Origin of the sequence: Candidatus Marimicrobium litorale (assembly GCF_026262645.1) — a bacterium.
GTDB lineage: Bacteria > Pseudomonadota > Gammaproteobacteria > Pseudomonadales > Halieaceae > Marimicrobium > Marimicrobium litorale.
This window is the reverse complement of record NZ_SHNO01000001.1, coordinates 1337293-1359975: the sequence shown is the minus strand read 5'-3', so window position 1 is coordinate 1359975 and position 22683 is coordinate 1337293. Positions and strand designations below refer to the sequence as shown.

At 55.0% G+C, this 22683-nt stretch carries 21 protein-coding genes; 14 read left to right on the top strand and 7 right to left on the bottom strand.

What is annotated here, in order from left to right; all coding sequences use genetic code 11:
- Positions 1–70: 70 nt before the first annotated feature.
- Together EYC82_RS06195 and EYC82_RS06190 are read left to right on the top strand one after the other, a co-directional pair.
- Positions 71–211 carry a hypothetical protein gene (locus EYC82_RS06195; RefSeq protein ID WP_279248677.1) on the top strand — a complete coding sequence of 47 codons (141 nt, stop codon included), beginning with the start codon at positions 71–73 and terminating at the stop codon, positions 209–211.
- 77 nt (positions 212–288) lie between these two features.
- The gene (locus EYC82_RS06190; RefSeq protein ID WP_279248676.1) at positions 289–1536 is read left to right on the top strand and encodes a cytochrome P450; all 1248 of its coding nucleotides are present in this window, start codon (positions 289–291) and stop codon (positions 1534–1536) included.
- 168 nt (positions 1537–1704) lie between these two features.
- On the opposite strand, the gene EYC82_RS06185 is transcribed toward EYC82_RS06190, so the two are convergent.
- Entirely contained in the window at positions 1705–2868 is a 1164-nt protein-coding gene (locus tag EYC82_RS06185) for an acyl-CoA dehydrogenase family protein (RefSeq protein WP_279248675.1), read from the bottom strand.
- Positions 2869–3053: 185 nt separating this feature from the next.
- On the opposite strand from EYC82_RS06185, the gene EYC82_RS06180 reads away from it, so the two are divergent.
- From EYC82_RS06180 to EYC82_RS06130, 11 genes are all read left to right on the top strand, one after another.
- The gene (locus EYC82_RS06180; RefSeq protein ID WP_279248674.1) at positions 3054–3671 is read left to right on the top strand and encodes a TetR/AcrR family transcriptional regulator; all 618 of its coding nucleotides are present in this window, start codon (positions 3054–3056) and stop codon (positions 3669–3671) included.
- Positions 3671–4429, top strand: a complete 759-nt coding sequence (locus EYC82_RS06175) for an SDR family NAD(P)-dependent oxidoreductase (protein ID WP_279248673.1) — start codon at positions 3671–3673, stop codon at positions 4427–4429. The genes EYC82_RS06180 and EYC82_RS06175 overlap by 1 nt, the downstream gene beginning before the upstream one ends.
- A 67-nt stretch (positions 4430–4496) precedes the next feature.
- Complete coding sequence (locus EYC82_RS06170; RefSeq protein WP_279248672.1) at positions 4497–6062, top strand: fatty acid--CoA ligase; 1566 nt, start codon at positions 4497–4499, stop codon at positions 6060–6062.
- A 39-nt stretch (positions 6063–6101) separates the two neighbouring features.
- Positions 6102–6839, top strand: a complete 738-nt coding sequence (locus EYC82_RS06165) for an acetoacetate decarboxylase family protein (protein WP_279248671.1) — start codon at positions 6102–6104, stop codon at positions 6837–6839.
- 4 nt (positions 6840–6843) lie between these two features.
- The gene (locus tag EYC82_RS06160) at positions 6844–8391 is read left to right on the top strand and encodes a class I adenylate-forming enzyme family protein (protein ID WP_279248670.1); all 1548 of its coding nucleotides are present in this window, start codon (positions 6844–6846) and stop codon (positions 8389–8391) included.
- The gene (locus EYC82_RS06155; protein ID WP_279248669.1) at positions 8381–9208 is read left to right on the top strand and encodes an enoyl-CoA hydratase; all 828 of its coding nucleotides are present in this window, start codon (positions 8381–8383) and stop codon (positions 9206–9208) included. Before EYC82_RS06160 ends, EYC82_RS06155 begins: the two co-directional genes overlap by 11 nt.
- Complete coding sequence (locus EYC82_RS06150) at positions 9208–9435, top strand: acyl-CoA carboxylase biotin carboxyl carrier protein subunit (protein ID WP_279248668.1); 228 nt, start codon at positions 9208–9210, stop codon at positions 9433–9435. The genes EYC82_RS06155 and EYC82_RS06150 overlap by 1 nt, the downstream gene beginning before the upstream one ends.
- A gap of 1 nt (position 9436) precedes the next feature.
- A complete protein-coding gene (locus EYC82_RS06145; RefSeq protein WP_279248667.1) occupies positions 9437–11059 on the top strand; it encodes an acyl-CoA carboxylase subunit beta in 1623 nt (540 codons plus the stop codon).
- 18 nt (positions 11060–11077) lie between these two features.
- Entirely contained in the window at positions 11078–11860 is a 783-nt protein-coding gene (locus EYC82_RS06140; RefSeq protein ID WP_279248666.1) for an SDR family NAD(P)-dependent oxidoreductase, read from the top strand.
- A gap of 21 nt (positions 11861–11881) precedes the next feature.
- Positions 11882–13483 carry an AMP-binding protein gene (locus tag EYC82_RS06135; protein WP_279248665.1) on the top strand — a complete coding sequence of 534 codons (1602 nt, stop codon included), beginning with the start codon at positions 11882–11884 and terminating at the stop codon, positions 13481–13483.
- A 13-nt stretch (positions 13484–13496) separates the two neighbouring features.
- Positions 13497–15068, top strand: coding sequence for an acyl-CoA carboxylase subunit beta (locus tag EYC82_RS06130; RefSeq protein WP_279248664.1), 1572 nt, complete (start codon positions 13497–13499; stop codon positions 15066–15068).
- Between the two features lie 124 nt (positions 15069–15192).
- Here EYC82_RS06130 and EYC82_RS06125 read toward each other — a convergent pair whose 3' ends face one another.
- The 4 genes from EYC82_RS06125 to EYC82_RS06110 form a co-directional block, all read right to left on the bottom strand.
- Positions 15193–16524 (bottom strand): aromatic ring-hydroxylating oxygenase subunit alpha, encoded by a 1332-nt coding sequence (locus tag EYC82_RS06125; protein WP_279248663.1) that lies wholly within the window; start codon positions 16522–16524, stop codon positions 15193–15195.
- Positions 16525–16542: 18 nt separating this feature from the next.
- On the bottom strand, positions 16543–17472 hold the full coding sequence (locus EYC82_RS06120; RefSeq protein WP_279248662.1) for a TIGR03564 family F420-dependent LLM class oxidoreductase: 930 nt from the start codon (positions 17470–17472) through the stop codon (positions 16543–16545).
- 55 nt (positions 17473–17527) lie between these two features.
- Positions 17528–18907: an aromatic ring-hydroxylating oxygenase subunit alpha gene (locus tag EYC82_RS06115; protein ID WP_279248661.1), complete on the bottom strand. Its 1380-nt coding sequence runs from the start codon at positions 18905–18907 to the stop codon at positions 17528–17530.
- 178 nt (positions 18908–19085) lie between these two features.
- On the bottom strand, positions 19086–19520 hold the full coding sequence (locus tag EYC82_RS06110; protein WP_279248660.1) for a nuclear transport factor 2 family protein: 435 nt from the start codon (positions 19518–19520) through the stop codon (positions 19086–19088).
- A gap of 181 nt (positions 19521–19701) precedes the next feature.
- On the opposite strand from EYC82_RS06110, the gene EYC82_RS06105 reads away from it, so the two are divergent.
- On the top strand, positions 19702–21297 hold the full coding sequence (locus EYC82_RS06105) for an alpha/beta hydrolase domain-containing protein (protein WP_279248659.1): 1596 nt from the start codon (positions 19702–19704) through the stop codon (positions 21295–21297).
- Between the two features lie 17 nt (positions 21298–21314).
- Here the strand turns inward: EYC82_RS06105 and EYC82_RS06100 are convergent, their stop codons facing one another.
- Entirely contained in the window at positions 21315–21710 is a 396-nt protein-coding gene (locus tag EYC82_RS06100) for an MAPEG family protein (RefSeq protein WP_279248658.1), read from the bottom strand.
- 83 nt (positions 21711–21793) lie between these two features.
- Complete coding sequence (locus EYC82_RS06095) at positions 21794–22657, bottom strand: alpha/beta fold hydrolase (protein ID WP_279248657.1); 864 nt, start codon at positions 22655–22657, stop codon at positions 21794–21796.
- Positions 22658–22683: the final 26 nt, after the last annotated feature.

Below are 22683 nucleotides of genomic sequence, written 5' to 3'. Positions count from 1 at the left end.
GGGCGCTAACAGCCCTGTTTCCCGGGGGCACTGGGGGGTGAGGCTCATTGGCTCACACACGGGAGGCCCATTGCGTGTATCCTCAGGGCGTTACCCCGGGGCGATGGTCTGCGTCATCGGCAACGCTGGACCATTGGTTCAGGCAAAGGAGTCTGTCAGTGAGGTCAGTCTGGCAGGCGACCCCGTGCGTGGCTTTCCGCACCATTTTTAGTCCCCCTGCTATACTAAAGGGCGCATTATCAGCGACCTGCCAGTGTCCTGTTGGCTTGCGCCTGAAAAATAATAAGAGTGAATGAGGAAAAACTGTTGGTAGACCAGGCTGATATCGACGAGCACGCGATCGATCTTGAGGCACTGCTGCAACTGGGGCCAATGGCGCCGGTTTCGAATCCTTACAGGATCTATGCAGCCTTGCGTCGGGATGACCCGGTCATTGAAACAACGGACATGATGCCCGCCGATGCGCCGCGCTCTTTTCTGATTACGCGCTATGCGGATGTGAGGTCAACTTTAAAGAACGATAAAGTTTTCTCCAGTGATATTGTGCAGCGTACGATGGGGATTGTCATGGGTCCAACCGTAGTCGGGATGGATGGAAAGGAGCATCTGAAGCATCGCACCCTGATTACGCCTTCTATGGCGCCCCGTGTGTTAAGGGATGGTGGCTTCCAGGAGACGGTGCGGAGAACCGCGGATCGGGCTATCGATGTATTTATCAGCGAGGGCGAGGCGGATTTACACTGTGATTTTTGTTTTCAATTTCCGTTGGCGGTGTTTGTTTCCCTGCTGGGCTTGCCTGCCGACGAACTGGGCCAGGTGCATCAATGGGGCAGGGATTTATGTCTTGTGGCGCACGATCCCGCAACGGGCCTGCTGGCTTCTGAGAAATTACTCAATTATTTGACACCGATCGTGCAGGCAAAACGCGAGAAGCCTGAATCCGATATGATCGGTACGCTGGTCACGGCGGAAATTGATGGTGAGCAGCTATCTGATTTTGAGGTGGTCTCTTTTCTGCGTTTGCTGGTATTGGCCGGTGCAGAAACGACCAATCACCTGTTAGGCACTGCCTGCTTCGCGATGTTGAATGATCCGCAGTTGATGGAGCGTGTTCGGATAGATCGCACGCTGGTGACCCCCCTGATTAATGAAGCCATGCGCTGGGAGTCGCCGATTAGCACGGTCATGCGCGAGGCCGCTGTAGATACTAAAATTGCAGGTGTAAGTATTCCGGCGGGCGCGTCTGTCCTCTGTCATATCGGAGCTGCCAATAGAGATGAGCGGCAGTTCACGCATCCGGATTTGTTTGATATCGATCGTGCTGACAACGAGCACATAAGCTTCGGATACGGACCTCATTACTGTGCGGGTTCGCATCTTGCGAAACTGGAGGCCGAAGTGGCGCTCAACGCTATTCTAGATCGCCTGCACAATCTAAGGGTCGCGCCAGGTGGGTCTTCTCGTATGATCGGCTTTTCCTTTCGCGGTCCAGACAGTCTGCCTGTGATTTTTGATCACGCCGAGGCGAGTTGCTGAAGGGCGTAAGCAGTGCTTTTGTCCTGTAGTGCGTATGCAGCCTGTCAATGTGTGCTCGGTTGTGACGTTTCACATATACCAGGCAGCCGACCCGATGGGATCGGCACACAATCGGCTTCGGACAAGGTATCAGAGTCTGACGGGGACTGCTGTTCGTCAGCGGATTATTCAGGAGTCTGCCGGATCTCTGGTTGGCAGCGTTCCCATCCCTTTGGCGATGATCGAGAGCATAACCTCGTCTGTACCCCCCCCTATGGAAACCAGTCTGCCATCCCGGAATAAACGCGAGACGGGGTTTTCCCACATATAACCTTGTCCACCCCAATACTGCAGACAGGCGTCGGCTACTTCTCTGCTGAGGCGCCCGATTTTCAATTTCGCCATTGAAGCCAGTTGAGTAACATCTTTATCATCTATGTAATGTTCGGCTGCTCGATAAAAAAGTGCCCGTACGGCCTCTATATCAGTCTGCAATTCGGCCAGTCGGAAATGCACCACCTGATTATCCAGTACGGGTTTGCCGAATACGGTACGCTGCGCGCAGTATTCAATGGTGCGCTCAATGGCGATTTCGAGTGGACGTAAGTTGCTGATGCAGGACAGCCGTTCCTCCTGAAACTGTTGCATTTGATAGGCAAATCCCTGCCCTTCCTCACCGATACGGTAACGCTGTGGAATACGGACCTCGTCGAGAAAAATCTGCGCGGTATCTGAAGAACGCATGCCCAGTTTTTCGAGCGGTGGACTCACGCTGAAGCCTGGTAAGTCGGTAGGCACGATGACCAGGGACTTGTTCCTGTGTGGGGCCTTGTCTGAGGTATTCACCAGCAGGCAAATCCAGTCGGCCTGAGTCGCGTTGGTAATCCACATTTTGCTACCGCTGATTACATAGTCTTCGCCGCTCGCGCGCGCACGGGTTTGTATAGAGGCAACATCAGAGCCGCCTCCCACCTCGCTTACGGCAATTGAGCAGACCTGCTCACCAGCAATAGCGGGTCGCAGAAATTCTTCGCGTAATACGTCACTGCCGAATTTTGCGAGGGCCGGTGTCGCCATCGACGTCTGCACATCGATACCCAGCTTCACTCCAGCGCTGTCGACTTCGCCAAACGTCTCGTGGGCGACCATGGCGAAACTGTAGTCCAGTCCCAAGCCACCGTAGGCGGTGGGCTTATCGATACCCAGCAGCCCGAGGCATGCCATTTTGGGCATTATTTCATGCAGTGGAGTGAAGCCAGCGCGTTCCCATTCATCGACATGGGGATTCAGTTCCGTGCCGATGAAATTGCGCAAACTGCGTCGAAGTTCGTTGTGTTCAGGTGTAAACAGCATGGTGACGTTCCTCTTGCCATGGCGCGTGCCAGCTCGCCCATTCGGATGCAGAAGAGTGGTTGAAGTTCGGGGATTTTGGCGTAATATGGCTGACCAAGCAAGCGCTTGGTTAAGCGGCTTTTCGGGATTCAAGAGTTAGCCTAATCGCCACGCGAGTTTCCAGAGCCTGTGCAGGACAGAAATTTATGGGACAACTCAATGCGCTGATTCAGCAGGGGCAGATCACGGACCCCGACAGCCCCCGCGGGCGTCTGCTCGATCAGGCTGCGCAGCTGTTTCGCCAGAAGGGATACGAACGCACAACGGTCCGTGATATTGCCGGTGCGGTAGGGATTCAGTCGGGCAGTATTTTTCATCACTTTTCCTCCAAGGAAGATATTCTTCGTTCGGTTATGTCCGAGGCTCTTATTTACTTTACCGAGATTCTCAGAGACGCGATTAGCAGAGCCGAAGGTCCACGAGATAAGCTGCTGGCCTGTATCCGCAGTGAACTGCAGTTCACCATCGGTCCTGATACGACGGCGATCATGTCAGTATTGATATCCGAGTGGCGCTCGCTGTCGAGTGAGGTACAGCAGGACATTCTTCAATACCGCGACGTCTACGAACAGCTCTGGCTGGACGCTTTGCAAGACACCGAGGAAGCCGGGCTACTGGCGGGTGACATGTTCGTCACACGCAGGTTGATCGCCGGGGCCATTCACTGGACGCCTTACTGGTTTCAGCTCGACGGCGAATTGTCGCTGGAAGATCTGGCGATGGAAACTCTGCAAATGATTTGTTGCGGTAAGGACATCCGCTGATGGCCGGCTTGCTGGAGGGTAGAAGCGCATTGGTGGTGGGCGCCAGCAGTGGCATCGGCAGCGCGATCGCGCTGCGTCTTGGCGAAGAGGGTGCACGGGTCGTGGTTGCATCACGGCGCGAAAACGAAGGCAGCGCGGTGGTCGATGCGATTATCGCAGCAGGCGGCAATGCCGGCTTCCGACACGTGGATGTTGGTTCCACCGCAGCGGTGAGCAAGTTGCTGGAAGATGTCGTAACCGAATACGGCGCCCTGCATGTTGCGGTAAATAATGCCGGCATTGAGGGTACTCCCTTTGTGCCTACTGCCGACTATAAGGAAGAGGTATTTGATGCGGTGATCGACACCAATCTCAAGGGCGTCTGGCGCTGTATGAAGTATGAGATTCCCTGCATGGTCGACGGCGGGACGATCATTAATATGTCGTCCATCGCTGGTCTCGGTGCGAATGAGATGATGGGCTGCGCTTATACTGCCAGCAAGCATGCCGTTATAGGAATGACAAAAACAGCGGCCCGAGAGTATGCGGACCGTGGCCTCAGGATCAATGCGATATGTCCTGGAGTCATCGACACCGATATTGCCCGACGCAGTTTGTTACAAGATCAGAAGGTATCGCGAAAGGTATTAAAAATGCACCCGCTGGGTCGGTTGGGAACACCGCAAGAGGTCGCCGATGCGGTTGTTTGGATGGCCTGTGACCAGTCATCCTTCATGACAGGGCACGCGTTAGTGCTCGATGGCGGAGCATCATGTTAACAACCAGACCACGCTAGCGGGTAATCCACACGTAGCGTCAAAATAAGCAAATAGAGAAAGCTGGCCTATGCCCCTCTACCGACAATTCAAAACTCTCGACGATATCAGCAGCTATCACGCAGCCGAGCGCCCGGAGCATTCAGCCTTTCTCTTCGGCAACCGCGTTACCACTTATGGCGAACTGGACCGCTACGCGAAGCAAGTTGCTAACGGATTGAGTGAGCTGGTCGAAGCCGGGCAGCGAGTCGCGGTGCTGGCAAAGAACTGCGATGTTTTTTTCGAGTTATTGCTTGGTGCCAGCAAGTGCGGCGTAGTGCTGGTCGGTGTTAATTGGCGACTTGCCGCGCCGGAAGTCGAGTATATTGTTAATGACAGTGAAACCCGGGTGCTGTTCATCGCCTCCGGGTTTCTGCCTCTGCTGGAAAGTATTCGGCCACAATTGCCCCTGCTGGAAAAGGTGGTGGTGATCGAAGGCGACGGCGCAGAGAGCTATCACCGGTGGCGTGATATCCAATCTGAGTATGAAATCTCCAGGTCTCCCAGCGGCGAAGATACAGTCATACAACTCTACACAAGTGGCACAACCGGTCGGCCCAAGGGCGTTCAGATTTCGAGTGCAGCACTGCTCGCCCAGCGTGAGGCAGAGTGTCGACTGGGGGGCTGGCAATTGTCAGGGCCTGAAGACGTCATTTTGGTTGCCATGCCGTTATTTCATATTGGTGGCACCGCGACCGGACTGATTTCTCTGTACAACGGTGCCAAAGCAGTACTGGTCGAGGAGGTCGATCCCGCGGAGATCATCGTGCTTCTCGAGTCGGAGAAGGTGACTCGTACTTTTCTTGTCCCGGCGGCCATTCAATTGTTGTTGGATAATCCGGCCTGTCGCCCGGAGGTTTTCGCCAGCCTCAATATACTGCTCTACGGTGCATCACCGATCCCTTCAGCCCTGTTGCAGCGTGCGCTAAAAGTTATGGGCTGCGGTTTTGCCCAGATCTATGGCATGACGGAGACAGCCGGGTCCATGACCGTGCTGGAGCCTCGTGATCACAGCGATCCAGACGCGCGCAAAATGGCGTCCTGTGGTAGGCCTTATCCCGGCGTCGAAATAGCTATTGCAGATGAATACGACAACGTGCTGCCGCCGGATACCGTTGGTGAGATTCTAATCAAGGGCTCGTCCTTGATGAATGGTTATTGGAGGCGACCTGAGGCGACTGCCGAAACTCTTCGCGACGGCTGGCTGCACTCTGGTGATGCGGGTTATCTCGATCAAGAAGGGTTTCTTTATATCTACGATCGAGTAAAGGACATGATCGTTTCCGGCGGTGAGAATGTATACCCCGCGGAGGTTGAAAGTGCACTGTATGAGCATGCAGCCGTGCAGGATGTGGCAGTTGTCGGTGTGCCTAGTGATAAATGGGGTGAGGCCGTTAAGGCGGTGATCGTGAAAAAAGAGGGCGCGTCTGTCTCTGAGGCGGAGTTGATTAGTTTTGCGAGGCAAAAAATTGCTGGCTACAAGGTGCCCAAGTCCGTTGATTTTACTGATCTCCTGCCGCGTAATGCGTCTGGAAAATTACTCAAGAAGGATATTCGTGCGCCCTACTGGAAAGGTATGAACAGGCAGATTAATTGAAGATCACTGGTAGCAGTTGAAGAAGAGGAAGGGATCGGAATGACTAACGTTAACTTCAGTGGCGCACAGTTCGGTGTGGATGCTCAACCCTATGTCTTGCCGCCGTATCAGTATCGCAACAACGAGATGTTTACTCTGAAGGTAGAGACCGACCGGGATTGCCTGGAAGCGATCGTGCCCGAGCCCCTGAAAGTCAATGCGGACAATATAATGGCTATTTACGTGGGGATGCTGCACGTGACTGAACCTTCACAGATCAGTTATGGCGAGGCGGGCATTATGGTGCCCGTGACGCTGGATGATCGAGTGGGGACATTCATGCCGATACTGTACCTCGACGAGGTGGAGTTGCTCACTGCCGGGCGCGAGGTCTGGGGCTTTCCCAAGGTTCGTGGCGATATTTTTATTCAGCGCGATGAGCACGGTGTCGTTGCCCGAGTTTCCGAGGGAGGCACAGATATAATTACTATGAAAATGAACTTTGAGCGAGAGGGGGAGCCGATACCTGTATACGATCGGGAGCACTTCCTGTTGAAGTCCATCCCCTCTGTAGACGGGTGTGGCTATGACATTCGTCAGATCAACACGTGCAAGGTGCGCGACGACAAGCGTAAGGAAATACTGGAGGGGCAAGCCAGTCTCGCTTTGTCCTCGACAACCCGGAACCCTCTGGGTGAGATTCCCATCAGAAAGGTGGTCAGCTCCGTCTACACGGTGGGGGATATTTTGCTAGATCGGGGTGAGGTCATTTACGATTACTTGGCGGAGTCGAGCTGACGCGATGTTCAGTCGAATCGATGACTACCTTGATTACCATGCTCGTGTTCACGCTGAGGTGGTTTTTGTTACCCATGAACAGCAGAGTTTTACGTTTTCGCGTGCGCGTGAGCGTATCGATCATATAGCGGGACGGCTTGCGGCCAGTGGTCTGGCAAAAGGTGACCGCCTTGCTCTACTGGGCAGGAATTCCATCGAGTTCTTTTTTATGTACCTGGCCTGCGCACGTCTCGGGGTGGTGCCGGTGGGTATCAACTATCGCCTGACCCCCCGTGAGTGTGCCTTCATTATCGAGGACTCTACCGCCAAAGTGGTGTTTGCGGACGAGGAATTAATCGCGCCGGTAGCGAAGGTCTGTCCTCGAATTTCTGCTATTTGCCTCTACGGTAATCAGACCGGATTTCCCTCTTTTCAGAGCTGGCTTGGCGAGGTGGCTCCGCCAATGGAGCGCACTTTGTTGCAGTCGCAGGATGTCATGTCGCAGATGTACACAAGTGGCACCACTGGTCAGCCAAAGGGTGTGCTCCTCAGCCATGGCAATATCATTAGCAATGTTTATCAGACTGCCCTTGGCAGCGAGTACACGTGGGCGCCGGGTGATGAGTTCCTGCTGGTAGCGCCCATGTACCACGCTGCCGGAATTATGATCGGTTACACAGGCGTCTTACAGGGCCTCACTCTGGTCATCCATCGAGAATACGACTCTGCGCGAGTTGTGGAAACTCTGCACAGCAGACCTATCTCAGCGGTGACGCTGGTGCCAGCCATGTTACAGATGATCGTTGAGACAATACCTCGCCTTGATTCGATGCAATTTCCCGACCTGCGCCTGATCTATTACGGGGCGTCTCCCATTGCGGTGCCGTTGCTGCGCCGGGTCATTGATATCTTCGAGTGCGATTTCACCCAGGGTTATGGCCAAACCGAAGCCAATTCGATCGTGGCCATGTTGTCAGCGTCAGATCATCGCCGGGCGCTGACGGATCGGCCTGACTTACTGGAGAGCTGCGGCCGAGCCGCTTTTGATACGGAGCTGGTGATTGTCGATGGACAGGGTCAAGCATTGCCAGTGCAGCGTACTGGTGAAATTGTCGTCCGGGGCCCTCAGGTTATGCAGGGTTATTGGAACAATGCGGAGGCAACAGATCAGGCCGTGCAGAACGGATGGCTGCATACGGGGGACGTGGGCAGGCTAGACGCTGAGGGCTATCTCACTATCGTGGCCCGCGTCAAAGACCTGATTATTTCCGGGGGTGAAAATGTTTACCCGGTGGAGATCGAGAATGTACTCACGACGCATCCCGGCATCATTGATGCCGCTGTAATCGGCGTCAGCCATCGCAAGTGGGGAGAGGTGCCCCTTGCCATACTTGTTGTTAAGGGCGCAACCCCCCCCGACGAGAAACTGCTGCAAGCGTTTTGCAGGAAGCAGCTAGCGACCTTCAAGGTGCCGACTTACTGTCATTTTATCGACCAGATACCACGCAACCCAAGCGGAAAAATCCTTAAACAACAACTAAGAGACGATATCGGAATCCACTATGACGAATGAAGCTAAGGTCCTCTACGACGTACAGGACAACATCGCGGTGATTACTCTCAACCGTCCCAAGCAGCGCAATGCGCAAGACCTGGATTTGCTCAACGAGCTTGACGCGATCTGGATGCAGGCGGCTGCCGACAAACAGGTGAAGGTGATTGTGCTCAACGGCAACGGTCCGCATTTTTCTGCGGGGCACGATATTACCAAGCCGGCGATGGATCAGGTGACCAGTATCGACTGGGACGGTGAGCCAGTGGCTGATCTTTACGAATACGAGGCAGAGGTATTTCTTGGTTATTGCAGTAAATGGCGCAATATACCTAAGCCGACTATCGCAGCAGTGCACGGGGCCTGCATCGCAGCGGGTCTGATGTTGATCTGGCCCTGCGATATTATCATCGCTGCAGACAATGCACGTTTTAGCGACCCGGTGGTTGCTATGGGTATTGGTGGGGTGGAATACCACGCTCATACGTGGGAGTTCGGAGCGAGAAAGGCAAAGGAAATGCTCTTTACCAGCAGTTTTATCGACGCCGCAACCGCAGAGAAACTTGGCATGGTCAACAAAGTCGTTGCCCTTGATGACCTGAATGCAGAGGTAATGAGCATGGCGGAGACGATCGCGAAACAGCCCGCGTTCGGTCTAGCGATGGCCAAGCGGGCGGTCAACCGCACACAGGATATTCAGGGTTATCAAAATTCATTGGAGGCAGCTTTCGATATGCATCAGCTAGGTCACGGCAACTGCATTGCCGCGACCGGAAAGCCCATTTTTGTCAACCTCGAAGAGATGAAAAAAGTGACCAAGGACGGCGGGAAAAGCTAATGTTGGTCGATATTATCGCTGAAGTTACGGGAACGGTTTGGACGGTGTCTGCAGTCGTGGGGCAGACACTGGCGTCAGACGAAGAGGTCTTGGTGATAGAGAGTATGAAGATGGAAATCCCGATCTGCACCGGGGAGAGCGGTACGTTGCAGGAGTTGCTGGTTGTGAAGGGAGATGTGGTTCAGGAGGGGGCAGTGATTGCCCGTCTCGAGGTCGGGGGCGCTTAGTATGCCTTCGTTCCAATCTAGCTTGAGCACGGCGTCGCCGGCCTACGCGGACAACCGCGCGGATATGCTGGCTTTAATAGATACATTGAACCGGGCGCGTAGCCGGGCAGAAGCCGTGTCCGAAAAGCGTCGTCCCCGCTTTTCCGAGCGCGGCCAGTTGACTCCGCGGGAGCGCCTGCAGCGCCTATTGGACCCGGGTATGCCGTTCCTTGATATGTATGGGCTTGCGAATTTTTTGGTGGATACACCAGATCGGGAAGCTTCGATTCCCGGTGCAAGCCTGCTTGCGGGTATCGGGTTTGTCAGCGGCATCCGCGTGATGATATTGGTAGATGACAGCGGCATCAGTGCGGGTGCTGCGACGCCCACAACAGGCGAGAAGATTGAGGCCTGTCTCGACGTCGCGCTGCGCCACAAGTTGCCCTTTATCCACCTGGTCGAAAGTGCGGGCGCCGATCTGTTCGCCTACAGGGTCGAGTCCTGGGCCCGCGCCGGTGGAATGTTTTATCGGCACGCTCTGCTCAGTGCCGCAGGAATCCCTACTATTACAGTATTACACGGGCCGGCCACCGCTGGGGGAGCTTATATGCCGGGTATGAGTGACTACGTAATTGCCGTCAAGGGCAGGGGCAGGGCGTCGCTGGGCGGGGTGGCTCTGGTGCGGGCGGCTACCGGCGAGATTTCCGACGAGGAAGAACTTGCCGGCACTGATATGCATGCCTCTGTATCGGGGCTGGTGGAATACACCGCCGAGGATGACGCAGAATCATTATTTTTAGCACGCCAATTAGTAGAACGACTCGACTGGAACGCGCGTTGTGAACAAGTCACTCCTGTATCGTTTGAGGAGCCTTGCTTTGCTCCGGAGGAAATTGCGGGATTGGTGCCAGTGGATTACCGCAAGCCCTACGACGTGCGCGAGATAATTGCCCGCATCACAGATGCCTCCAACTTCGAAGAGTTCAAATCTCGCTACGGCGCGTCTACCGTTTGTGCCCATGCTGCAATCTATGGAAATGCCTGTGGCATTATTGCGAATAATGGGCCGATTGACCCCGACGGCGCGACTAAAGCCGCTCAGTTTATGCAGCTGTGTGACCAGGCCGATATGCCAGTGATTTTTCTCAGCAACACCACCGGCTACATGGTCGGTAAGAAATATGAACAGGCAGGCATGATCAAGCATGGAGCCAAGATGATTCAGGCGGTGTCCAATATTGACGTACCGAGAATCACACTCTATATCGGCGCCAGTTTCGGAGCCGGTAATTACGGCATGTGCGGCATCGGATACGACCCTGATTTCCTGTTTACCTGGCCTAACGCCACAACCGGTGTAATGGGGGGGGAGCAGGCGGCGCTGACAATGGAACAGGTGGCCCGCAGTGGCGCCCGGCGGCGTGGCCAGGACGTAGACGAAGACGCACTGCAAGCGCAGAATCAGAAATTGATCAGCTACTTCGATAATCAGTCCGATGCTTTTTATACCTCCGGACGCATGCTCGATCAGGGCATGATTGATCCCAGGGATACCCGACGGGTCCTGGGTTTTGCATTGGCGACCTGCTGGGAGTCGCGGCATAGAACACTGCGAGGCAACAGTTATGGCATTGCCAGGATGTAGTAGCGGGAGAGACAACCGATGCAGGTAACGGGTGGTCGATTTGAAAACAAGGTGGTGATCGTGACCGGTGCAGCCGGGGATATTGGGCGCGAGACAACGCGCCGATTTGCCGCAGAGGGCGCCACCGTTGCCGCGGTGGACTCCGACGCAGACCGGGTCAGAGCGTTGGCTGCAGGCCTTCGGAAGGACGGCTTGCAAGTAATTGCATTAAGAGCGGATGTCTCCCGGGAAGAGGATGTTGAGCGCTATGTTGAGATGACCTGCACCGAGTTCGGCGGCGTGGATATTCTGTTCAACAATGCCGGTGTCGAGGGTGAGGCCGGTGATATAAGCGAGTGCGATCTGGCGGATTTCGACCGGGTAATGGGTGTTAATGTTCGCGGTGTATTGCTTGGCATGAAATACGTCGTGCCTGTCATGCGTGCGCGGGGCGGCGGCGCTATCGTCAACACTGCTTCGGTTGCCGGTCTATCCGGCGCGTCCCTGATCAGCAGTTACTGCGCCAGCAAGCACGCGGTCATCGGGTTGACCCGTTCGGTGGCCATGCAGCAGGGGCCGAACAATATTCGGGTGAATGCTGTGTGTCCGGCCGCCATGACCGGCCGCATGATGACCTCCATCGAGAATAAGATGAGCCCCGGTGACGCAGATACCGTCCGTGACGCCGTACTTGGAACCATTCCGATGGGCCGATACGCAAGGCCAGGAGATGTTGCCAGTATGGTCACGCACCTGTGCAGTGACGAGGCGAGTTTTTTGAACGGAGGCGCCTATCCGGTTGATGGGGGCGCGACTGCCTAAGACTGCGGCTGGGGAGAGGGTATGGTTTTCGATTCACGTTTTCCAGAGGTCGAGCAGTGCGTGCTGGGTTACCAGCTGCAGCGCTGGGCGCGAGAGCGACCGAACCAGACAGCGATTCTTTTCCACGGCGGGGAAACCTGGAGTTGGAATCAAACCTTTGAAATGACGCGTCGTGCGGCGGCGGGTTTGCGAAAACTTGGTGTTGGCAAGGGCGACCATGTGTTGTCCTGGCAGCCGAACAATCGAGAGGCGTTGTTGACCTGGTTCGGACTGAATTATCTCGGTGCGGTATATGTCCCCATCAACGTCGCCTACAAGGGGCAGTTGTTGCAACATGTTGTGGAATTAGCCAATGCGCGCTTGCTGATTTGCCATGCAGACCTGGTATCGCGCCTGAGCGATATTGATCTCGGCACACTGAAAGACATGGTCGTTACCCATGGTGCCGGCAGCATCGACGGTATTCGTTGTCATGGAGCTGATGCTCTTGTAGCCGACGAGCCCCTGTCAGATATGCCCGAGGTCGTGGCGCCCTGGGATACCCAGTATATTATCTTTACGTCCGGTACCACTGGCCCCTCCAAAGCGGTGCTGTCTTCCTATATGCAGGGTTACTCTATGGGGCCGGAAGCGCACCCCTATGTTACTGGTGAAGACCGTTGCCTGGTCAATATGCCCCTGTTTCATGCGGGCGGCACTATCTACGTCATAATGACTCTGGCTCGCGGCGGTGCCTGCTACATTGATAGCCACTTCAAGACGGAAGATTTCTGGCCTACGGTGCGTCTCAATGGCATTACCTCCACTTGTCTGGTGGCAGCAATGATACCGTTCCTGCTCAAGCTGCCAGCCTCTGACGACGACCGCAATCACCCCCTCAAGAAAGCCCTGTGTGTGCCGTGGAACGAAGACGGTCGGGCTATAGGCAAGCGTCACGGTATCGAAGTGCGAACCTGCTTCAATATGACAGAAATTTCCGGTCCGCTTGTGTCAGAACCTTTTCCTGAAAAAAGTGGTACTTGTGGGCGTGCTCGCCCCGGTGTCGAGGTGAGGGTGGTCGACGAGAACGATTGTGAGGTGGGTCCGGGTGTAACGGGGGAATTGATTCTGCGCACCGACCGCCCATGGTCACTTAATCACGGTTACTACAGGAACCCTGAGGCAACGGCTGTGGCTTGGCGTAATGGCTGGTTTCATACCGGTGATGGTTTCCGTTATGACTCTGACGGCAACTTTTATTTTGTCGATCGCATCAAGGACTCTATTCGGCGCCGGGGAGAAAACATATCCTCCTTCGAAGTGGAAAATGAAATTACTGCCTACCCCGCTGTGCGTGAAGCGGCTGCCGTTGGTATACCTAGCGAGTTTGGGGAGGACGACGTGATGGTGCTGGTGTCGGCGGTCGACGGCCAGTTAATCGATCCGATAAATCTGTTCCGGTTTCTCGAGCCACGCATGGCGCACTTTATGTTGCCGCGCTATATCCGCATTGTGCCCGAGCTACCCAAGACGCCCACCTCCAAGGTAATGAAACACCTTCTAAAGGAGGAGGGATTAACCGCGAATACGTGGGATCGGGAAGCGGCCGGTATTACAGTCAAGCGAGAGAAGATCGGAAATTGAAGGAGCGCGTGCTATGAGTGATGAAACCACATCGCGGGAATTACTGGAACGACTAGATGCTGCTCGGGCAGGCCTTGAGGACAAGCAACGTCCCGAAGCGGTGGCTAAACGTCGAGCAGATAATGCGTGGACCGCGAGAGAGCGTATACATGGCCTCCTCGACGATGGCAGTTTCCGCGAAACAGGGGGGCTGGTAGAGCCCGATCGCAGTCACTCCCTGAGTCGCGGCCTGCAGGCGCCGGCGGACGGTGCCGTCATGGGCTGTGGACAGGTCGATGGCCGCACTGTGCAACTGCTGGCGCAGGATTACACCGTGTTGGGTGGCAGTATTGGCACAGTAGCGGATCGCAAAATGGGCCGCCTGATCGACAGGGCGGTAGACGCGGGGCAGCCGTTGCTGATGTTGCTTGAGGGAGGCGGCCATCGTATACAGGATGGTATGAACGCCGCGCATTTTGCCGCTGCCTCACCGGTCTTCAATAATCTTGCCCGCACATCAGGTTGGGTGCCTAATGTCGTTGCGATTATGGGCCAGGGGTTCGCTGGCCCCACCGCTTATGCGGCACTGGCTGATTTTGTAGTCATGATTCGCGACCGGTCCACCATGGGTATGGCGGGTCCGGCACTGGTGAAGGCGGGAACGGGAGAGGATATTGATGCCCAGTCGTTGGGCGGTAGCCCACGGCAAGCGGATGAAAACGGACTGGCGGACCTTGCTGTCGAGGATGAGTCTGCCTGCTTTGTAGCGATTCGACGGTTCCTTTCATACCTTCCAGAGCATGCAGGGGGTCCGTTGCCGGTGCATACCTGCACGGATCCGGTTGACCGCTCCGGGGACGAATTGCTCGACCTGGTGTCGGCCAGCAGTCGGCGCGTCTACGACATGCGTAAGGTAATCGATGTGATTGCGGATCAGGACAGCGTGTTCGAACTCAAGCCAGATTATGCGCGCAATATGATTACAGCTTTCGCACGTCTTGATGGTCGCCCGGTGGGATTTATGGCTAACCAACCGCTGCGTAAGGGCGGGGTGCTTGATACACCGGCTTGTGAAAAGGCAGCGCATTTTGTCGGGCTGTGCGACGCCTTTGGGTTGCCGCTGATATCCCTCATCGATATTCCTGGCTTCGCGATTGGCACGTTGGCAGAGAACACGGGGATCGGGCGTCGCAGCGCTCGCTTGTTCTACGAAATGGCGTTGGCAACCGTACCGTTGATATCAGTGGTATTACGCAAGGGTTACGGAGGCGGTTATTACGCGATGGGCGGCGGTCGGGCTTTCAATGCCACTGCGGCACTGGCTTGGCCTACGGCGGAAATCTGCGCGATGTCGATTGAGGGAGCGGTGGATGTGGCGTTTCGCAAGCAGTACGAGGGCGCTGACGACTCCAGAGCGACACGTCAGAAAATAATTGACGGTATTCGAAGTGAGACCGAGGCACTGCAGGCGGCGTCGGATTTCGGGCTCGACGACGTGATCGATCCTCGTACTACGCGGCGCGTGCTTATCGAAACGCTAAGAGATTGTGCAACGCGCAGGCCCGATCGCAGCCCCCCCCGGCGCCGATCTATTTCACCGATTTAGCAGGAGACTTCTTTGGGCGAGTGAACGCCGAGAGAGAACTGAATCGATAAATCGAGACATTCACAAACCGTTCTAACGTTATTGCGATGGCGTAAAATAGCCGGCAATGATTGAAGGAAGATAGTCAGTCCGTGGCGAGATATCGATCCACGCATTTATGGAAGTGTCGCAAACGCAGCTCCTGCTCACCCAGATACAGGCCACGGAAGCCATCTGAATTCAGGCCTCTCTGATTAATAGATACGTTGTCAGCGTCCTGCTGCAATACGTCGGTGACGATATAGGACATTGGCGTGTCGGCGATCTTATCGTACTGTACCTTCTCCTCAAAAAATGCATGCTCGCAGGCCAATTCTTCTCCTGCGGGGTAGTGCACCAGCATGATCAAATCGTAGTACATCTTCTGCGGGTCTGACTCATGGGGCCGGTACCGGAATCCGTTGATACCCTCCGGGAACACGTTCATCGCAAAGCCAGGAAAAATAAAGTAGTGGTAGACGTCGGTGAGTTGGTCATCGGTCATATTGGCATAAGGGGCAGTGATGCTTTCCGTGTCTTGTATACTACGTACGAAGTCAGCTTTGGTTTTCCAAACGTCCTCTGGTGCTCCTTGATAGGCTTCCGGGTCCATGCCGTTGTAAACCATCCACTCCTTCAGCTCGGGGTATATTTCAGTGGTGCCGGTATAGGGTGAGCTAGTGGTTCCATATCTGTTAATCATGCGGCTGTGATCACCCATTAGTTCTATACGGGCATTCTCGTCTGCCCATTTCAGCATTTGGGGGTGCAGTCCACGGAAGTGATAGCTCTCGTTGAAAGCGTCACAGGCGACTTTCCAGTTAGAGTCCCAAAGAAACGTCTTGTATTCCAGCAGGCGCATATCTTGCAAGCGGTATGGGGCGAGTTGCTGCGTTAGTTCGCCCAGAAAGTCGGCAAGCGACTCGCCGCCCTCGTCCAGACGGAACCATACGAAGCCGCCCCAGAAATCGACCTCGATCGGTTCCAGTCCCATTTCACTTTTGGGAATGCCGTCTCGAAGCAGGGGAAAGCCCTCGGCTCCGGGAATTCCTTTGACGCTGCCATCGAGGTTGTAAGTCCAGGCGTGGAAAGGGCACTGCAAGAATTTTTCTGACCCGCAGTGACGATCGGGAACCAGTTGATTGCCACGGTGCTGACAGACGTTGTAGAAGCCGCGTATCTTTTCGTCGGTTCCGCGGATAAAAATAAAAGACTCCTTGCCCAGGGTGTGAGTGACGAAGTCGCCGGCTTGCCGCAATTCTTCTATCCTTGGCCCCAGATTCCAAACTTTGCGCCACAGATGGGTCCACTCACGAGCCATAAATTCGCTGGAGCTGAAACGGCCGGCGCTAATGCGTTCATTACCGAGAGAGGGGAGTGCGACATCGGGGTCAATTGGTGGCGTGAAGTATTTTTTTTCGTTGCGCGTGGAAGTCATCAATTGTCACCCTGCAAGTCAGTCGCCTGTGAATGCTTTTATCTCATCGGCCAGAAAGGCCAGTGTGTTTTCATAGGTATCCCGACTCTCGTTAACCAGTACCGCATTGAGGTCGGTGACACCAATCTTCCGGAGCGTTTGTAACTGCTGGCGCAATTCGGATTCGTTGCCAACCAGGGCCACGTCGCCTGGACCGCTCGCGCCCTCCCGGTCCAACATAGCCCGATAGCTGGGTATGTTCTTGTAGGGCCCGAGCTGCCTGTCGACCATCGCTCTCGCACTGTCGGGATCACTGGCCAACACCACAGGCACGCCGGCGATCACTCTCGGCGGTTTGCGCCCGGCGTCTGCAGCGGCCTGAATGATAGTGGGCACAGTATGCTCGGCGATTGTTTTTACGCCCGTCAGCCACAACGTGGTGCCTGCGGTGCGGTTGCCAGCCAGTTTCAGCATGGCGGGCCCCAGTGCAGCAATCACCACCGGCGGTGTATTCGCCTCGGGGATATCGAGAGAGGCGTTGGTCTGGTACAGCTCTCCCTCATAATCCACGGTGCCAGTCTGCAGCAAAGGCAGCAGGACATTGAGATACTCGCGCATATGATGTGCGGGCCTGTCGTAGGACAGGCCCATTTCCTGTTCAATCACGTAACGGTGGGACAAGCCAATTCCAAGGGTAAAACGGTTGTTGCAGGCAGCGGCGGCGGTGAGTGCCTGTTGCGCCATTGCCATCGGGTGCCGGGGGTGGGTGGCCACGACCGCTGTACCCAGTTCCATTTCTCGGGTCGCCGTGCCGATTGCGGCCAGAGCGGTGAGTGCGTCGTAGTTATAGATGGTGGCCATCCACAGACTATGAAATCCAAGTTTTTCGATGCGTTGCGCATTTTCCATCATGGCGCTGAGTCCGGGGGCCGGGTCAAAGCCGCTGCCTGTCATGATGCCAAATTTCACAGCGGGTGGCTGTCTATTTTGCTTGGGTGGATTTGGCGGGCTGCTGCGTATTTCATCACGGCTCGCCGCTCTTGAGATAGTGGTCCACCAGGTTATGGAAATGCCGCACGCGAATTTCCTGTTCTCCCAGAGTCATACCCTTGTAACCTTCTGACTGCACGCCCTGCTGTACTTCGGGGACATTGTCTGCATCCTGCTGCAATATAAAGGAGGCAACTTCCAGTGACGGATCCAGTAGTTCCACATACTGTACTTTTTTATCGAAGTAGACATGCTCCGCCTTCGGTGGCTCCTCACCTTGCGGAAAGTGACCCATCATGATCAGGTCGTAGTAGCACTTATTGGGGTCGGTCTCATGGGGGCGGTAGCGAAAGGTGTTAACCCCTTCCGGGAAAATATTCTGGGCCGCGCCCGGAAAATAAAAGTAGTGGTATACGTCTGAGAGTTGTTCGTCTGTCATTACCTCGTAGGGGAGGTGGGGAGCGGTGCCCTCGGCAGCCTGCCGCCGATTGATTTTTTGCTTTTCGATGCGCACTTCACGAGCGGGACCGCTGTAATCCTTAGGGTCTAGTCCAAAGTAGCGCATGTAGGCTTGCATACGCTCAGAAATTTCTTTGGTCTCCCGGTATGGCTTACTGGGGGCACCATACTCGTTGATCATGCGGCTGTGTTTACCGAGCAGCTCGAGCTTGGCTTCTGCGTTGGACCACATCATCATTTCCGGATGAATCCCACGAAAGTGATAGCTCTCGTTGAAGGCGTCCACCGCCACTTTCCAGTTGCAGTTCCATAGAAAGGTCGCGTTGACGAAGGTGCGCATGTCCTCCATGCGGTAGGGCGCAATATGTTCTGGCAGCACATCGAGGTATTCAAGCAGCGGCTCCGCTTTACCATCGATATTGAACCAGGCCCACCCGCCCCATGTGTCGACTCGAATTTCAGACAGGTCCAGTTCTTCACAGGGTAAACCCTCGCTGAACTGGGGAAAGGTCTCTCGGTCTGGAATGCCCTTGATGCTGCCGTCGATATTCCACGACCACCCGTGAAAGGCGCACCGGAAGAAGCGCGCGGTGCCCGCGCGCTGATCACAGATAATACGCTTACCCCGGTGCTGGCACACGTTGTAAAAGGCGCGGATGCTGCCTTCTTTCTCCAGCACGAAAATGAAGGACTCCCGGCCTAATTCATGGATCACGTAATCGCCGGGGCCGCTGAACTCCTCCAGTCGTGGACCCATGTTCCAGGTGCGGCGCCATAGATGTGTCCACTCTTGTTGCATGAATTCATCAGAGTGAAAGCGGTCGCCGCTGAAACGTGTGTCGCCGATATCCGGAAGAGAGGCTTCGGAGTCGATGCTGGGCGTGCGGTAGGGAGGCTTACGGGTCATTGATCGTGTTGAGTCAGCTGATTCCAGAGTAGGGCCATCTTGTTTCACCGGATCTCCACGTTGACAACCAAGCGCTTGCTTGGTTTTTCATAATACCCCGTTTTCCTCGCTATGCAAGGGACACAAAAGGCGTGTCCAGAAGGGCCTCGGCAAGCGCCGCAGCGGTCTTTTTTAGAGCCCGATCAAGTCCCTTGCGTCGAGATTGAGGCGGGCTCGTAGGGGAGGGCTAATCAGTGAAGTCGCCCGCGGTGGCTTTCATCATCTCCTCGAGGAACCAGTCTGGAAATTGCCCGACAAACTTCTGCATATCCCAGTAGTCGCTCCAGCGATAGACCAGCCCGTCCTTGATTTCATGCATAGAAGTAAAGGTATGCGCGGCCTTCTCGCCCGACGTAAAGGTCCATGTCTCAGTGTGATCAAGGAAAACAGTGTCTCCCTCTGAGACAATGTGGTGGGTCACCTGCTCTTGTTTCTGCAGATGGTTGAATGCGATTTGCAGGCGCTTGACGCAGTTTTCCGGCCCGTGAGCGCCCGGGTCATCGCTGGGAACATCAATGTAATGAATATCCGGGTGCATACAGGCTTTCATGCCCTCCCAATCCATTTCTCCCAGTGCACGCCACATCTTTTCGACAATTGCCTTGTTATTGCTGTTAGACATTCTGTATTTCCGCTCCATCGCCAGGATAACGGATATTGTGGCATAGCAGACGCCTGATAGACACGAGTTTGGCATGGGTACGCGGTCGCGCTATAGTCGGACGACTTGCCTGGTTCCGGCGTATCGCGTGCATAATGTTACCGGGACGGATAAAGGCATCTGTTCACGCAGGAGAGATACCATGAATCACCCTGGAATCCCGGATAGCTTAGCTGTTGGCTGTGCAACGTTGCTGTTGGCGGTTGCACTGTCCGGCTGCAGTGACAGTAGTGACAACACTCCGTCCGCGGGTAAAGAGCTGCCCCAGGCAGATAACCCTGTGGTGGAAGGGCCTGTGACGGGTGGTGGGGGCGATGACTGTTGCATTATTGATTTCGGTATTGAGGTTGATCTGAGGCAGGACGGGTTGGACTACAAGCCCGGGACACCCTTCTACACTTTTCTGAATTTTGATCTTGCCGATGTGGGCTATGAAGAAACCGAGTATTTTTTCTCTGGTACCGCCACATCCTATGTCTCTACTGAGGAACTCCGGTCGGACGGTTTCTGGAACGTACAGAAAGCAGATCTGGAGAGTTATAGGTCCCGAATGGTGGTTCTCAGGCCGATAGACGCAGAAGACTTCAACGGCACTGTGGTCGTTGAGTGGTTCAATGTTACGGGTGGGATAGACGCTGCACCAGACATGCTGCAGATGCATACGGAGTTAATTCGTGAAGGTTATGCGTGGGTGGGTATCTCCGCCCAATCCGTGGGTATAGAGGGCGGCGGCGCTTTCAGTTTACCCTTGAAACAGGTGGATCCGACACGTTACGAGAGCCTGTTTCACCCGGGGGACAGTTTTTCTTATGACATTTTTTCACAGGGTGCCCAGGCGGTGCGCAATCCATCCGGACTTGATCCGCTAAATGGTTTGCAAACCGAGCGCATGATAGGGGTTGGTCAGTCTCAGTCTGCGGGTCGCCTCGCCACCTACTACAATGCGATTCACCCGACTATTGATCTGTTTGACGGGTTCATCATTCATGGCCGGCTGTCGGGAAGCGCCTCTTCGCTTTCACAGGAACCGCAGGCGGTAATTGAAACACCGCGCCCGGCGTTGATCCGCACGGACTTGTCTGAACCGGTTATTGCTCTGCAAAACGAGACCGATGTCCCGCGTTCTATTGACGCCCGCCAGGCCGATTCCGATGTTTATCGTATGTGGGAGGTGACTGCTTCTGCACATACTGACTTGTACACTACCCTGATCGGTAATGCGGATGAGGGAGACGATGACACGTATGCCGATGTAAGAGAGCAGAATGACGCAAGACCGCCGTTCATTTTTTGCGAAATTCCCGTCAATGACGGGCCAGGACAATGGGTGGCTAATGCGGCCATCGCATCGCTGGATCGTTGGATACGAGGCGGCGAGGCGGCTCCTTCTGCTCCGTTTATGCAATGGAACGAAAGCCAGGATGAATTCGAACTGGATGCATTCGGGAATGCCATCGGCGGTGTGCGCACTCCCTGGGTGGATGCGCCCGTCGCCACCTTACGCGGTACAGGCCAGCCGCCGGCAGATGCTTTTTGCGGATTATTGGGGACGACGAGACTTTTCGATAACACCTTATTGGCCGAACTTTACCCCAGCAAGCAGGACTATGTCGATGCCATAAACCGCACCACAGACACCGCCGTGGAGGCCGGATTTATCCTGCCAGCAGACGCAGTATTGATAAAGGCGCGGGCGATATCGTCGCCATTGCCTGAAAACCACCCCGACACACAATAGTGCGGGCTAGCTGGCGTTTAGCCTGCCGACAATGCGAGGTAGATCAGATAGAGGCAGATACCGTAACCGCCGATGAAGATCAGGGATCGTAGTTTATCCACGCCGGCGATGTACGCCGGAATGTAGGCGATACGCAGGGCTGTAAAAACCATTACTGGCATGCGAATGCTGTCCAGGTCGATGCCTCCGATGAACACCGCTAAGGTTGTTGCGCTGAATACCGCAAGTGCTTCCCATGAGTTGCCCTGAGCGGCTACCGCTCGCGCTCCGGGGCCAGTCAACTGCTGCGACTGGGTGCGGGGCTCCTTGTTATCTACGCTGCCGAGTTGCTTCTGGCGATAGTAGCCCGCAATCCACGCACAGCTTACGGGCAGAATGACTAATATCAGCAGACTGGTAATGACAACGTTCATAGCGGTTTTCCCCTGTTATTTTTTATTTTCGCAAGTTATCACGGTCGTTCCCTATAGTAACAGCATTCCTTACTGATGCTCGACTACCGTATCTTTTTAATATGACCAGCGACCAGTTCGGGATCCTGCATGGGGATGAAATGGTTGTGGTCGGGAAGGTAAATATCCCGACAATCAGGCAGGGCTGAGGCCAGCTTTGACCAGGTGGGCGAGTCCAGGGGCTTATGTTGTTTTCCGTCTCCGGGCGGGGCTCTCAGAAGAGTCGCTGGCACGCGAACCTTATCCAGTTGCTCGAAAATATCCTTCATGCCCGATTGATTCAGGTAGATAGCGGCTTCGTTGATTGGGTCGCATGCCAGTTGTCTCTGAGTACCTTCCTGCTCAGGACGCAAAGCGTGATTGCAATAATCCCGCAGGACTTGTGGCTGCCAGGTATCGAAGGGCGCTCGATCTTTAAAACGCTGATACATTTCCTCGGCGTCCTGCCACAAGTTTTTTCTGCGACTGACCGGGTGGTCAGTGGCTTTGAGACCGTGGCTTGCCTTCAGGGCCGCGGCGGCTCGCTGCGGTGACATGATGACCGGGTCGATAAGAAGGATGTGTTTGAAGCGCTCAGGTGCTTCGGCTGCAACTCGGGTGAGTATATGACCACCCAGTGAATGACCGGCGCCGATAACCTGGTTCAGGTCCAGCTTTTCGAGCATCTGCTCGATGTCATTGGCCATTAATTTCCATCGCACCTCGCCATTTTGTCCGCTAGCGCCGTGAAAGCGCAAGTCTACCGTATAGATGTGACGTTGCGGTAAGCGTGTGACAATTTCGTTCCAGCAATGACGGTGAAACCCGGTGGCATGGATTAGCAGGATGGGATCTCCAGCACCGGCCCATTCGGTGAGCGATAGCGTCGTATCGGCGACGTCCAGGGCGATTTCTCTGCAGCGCGTCATATGAATAAAAATGCCTTTTATCGTAG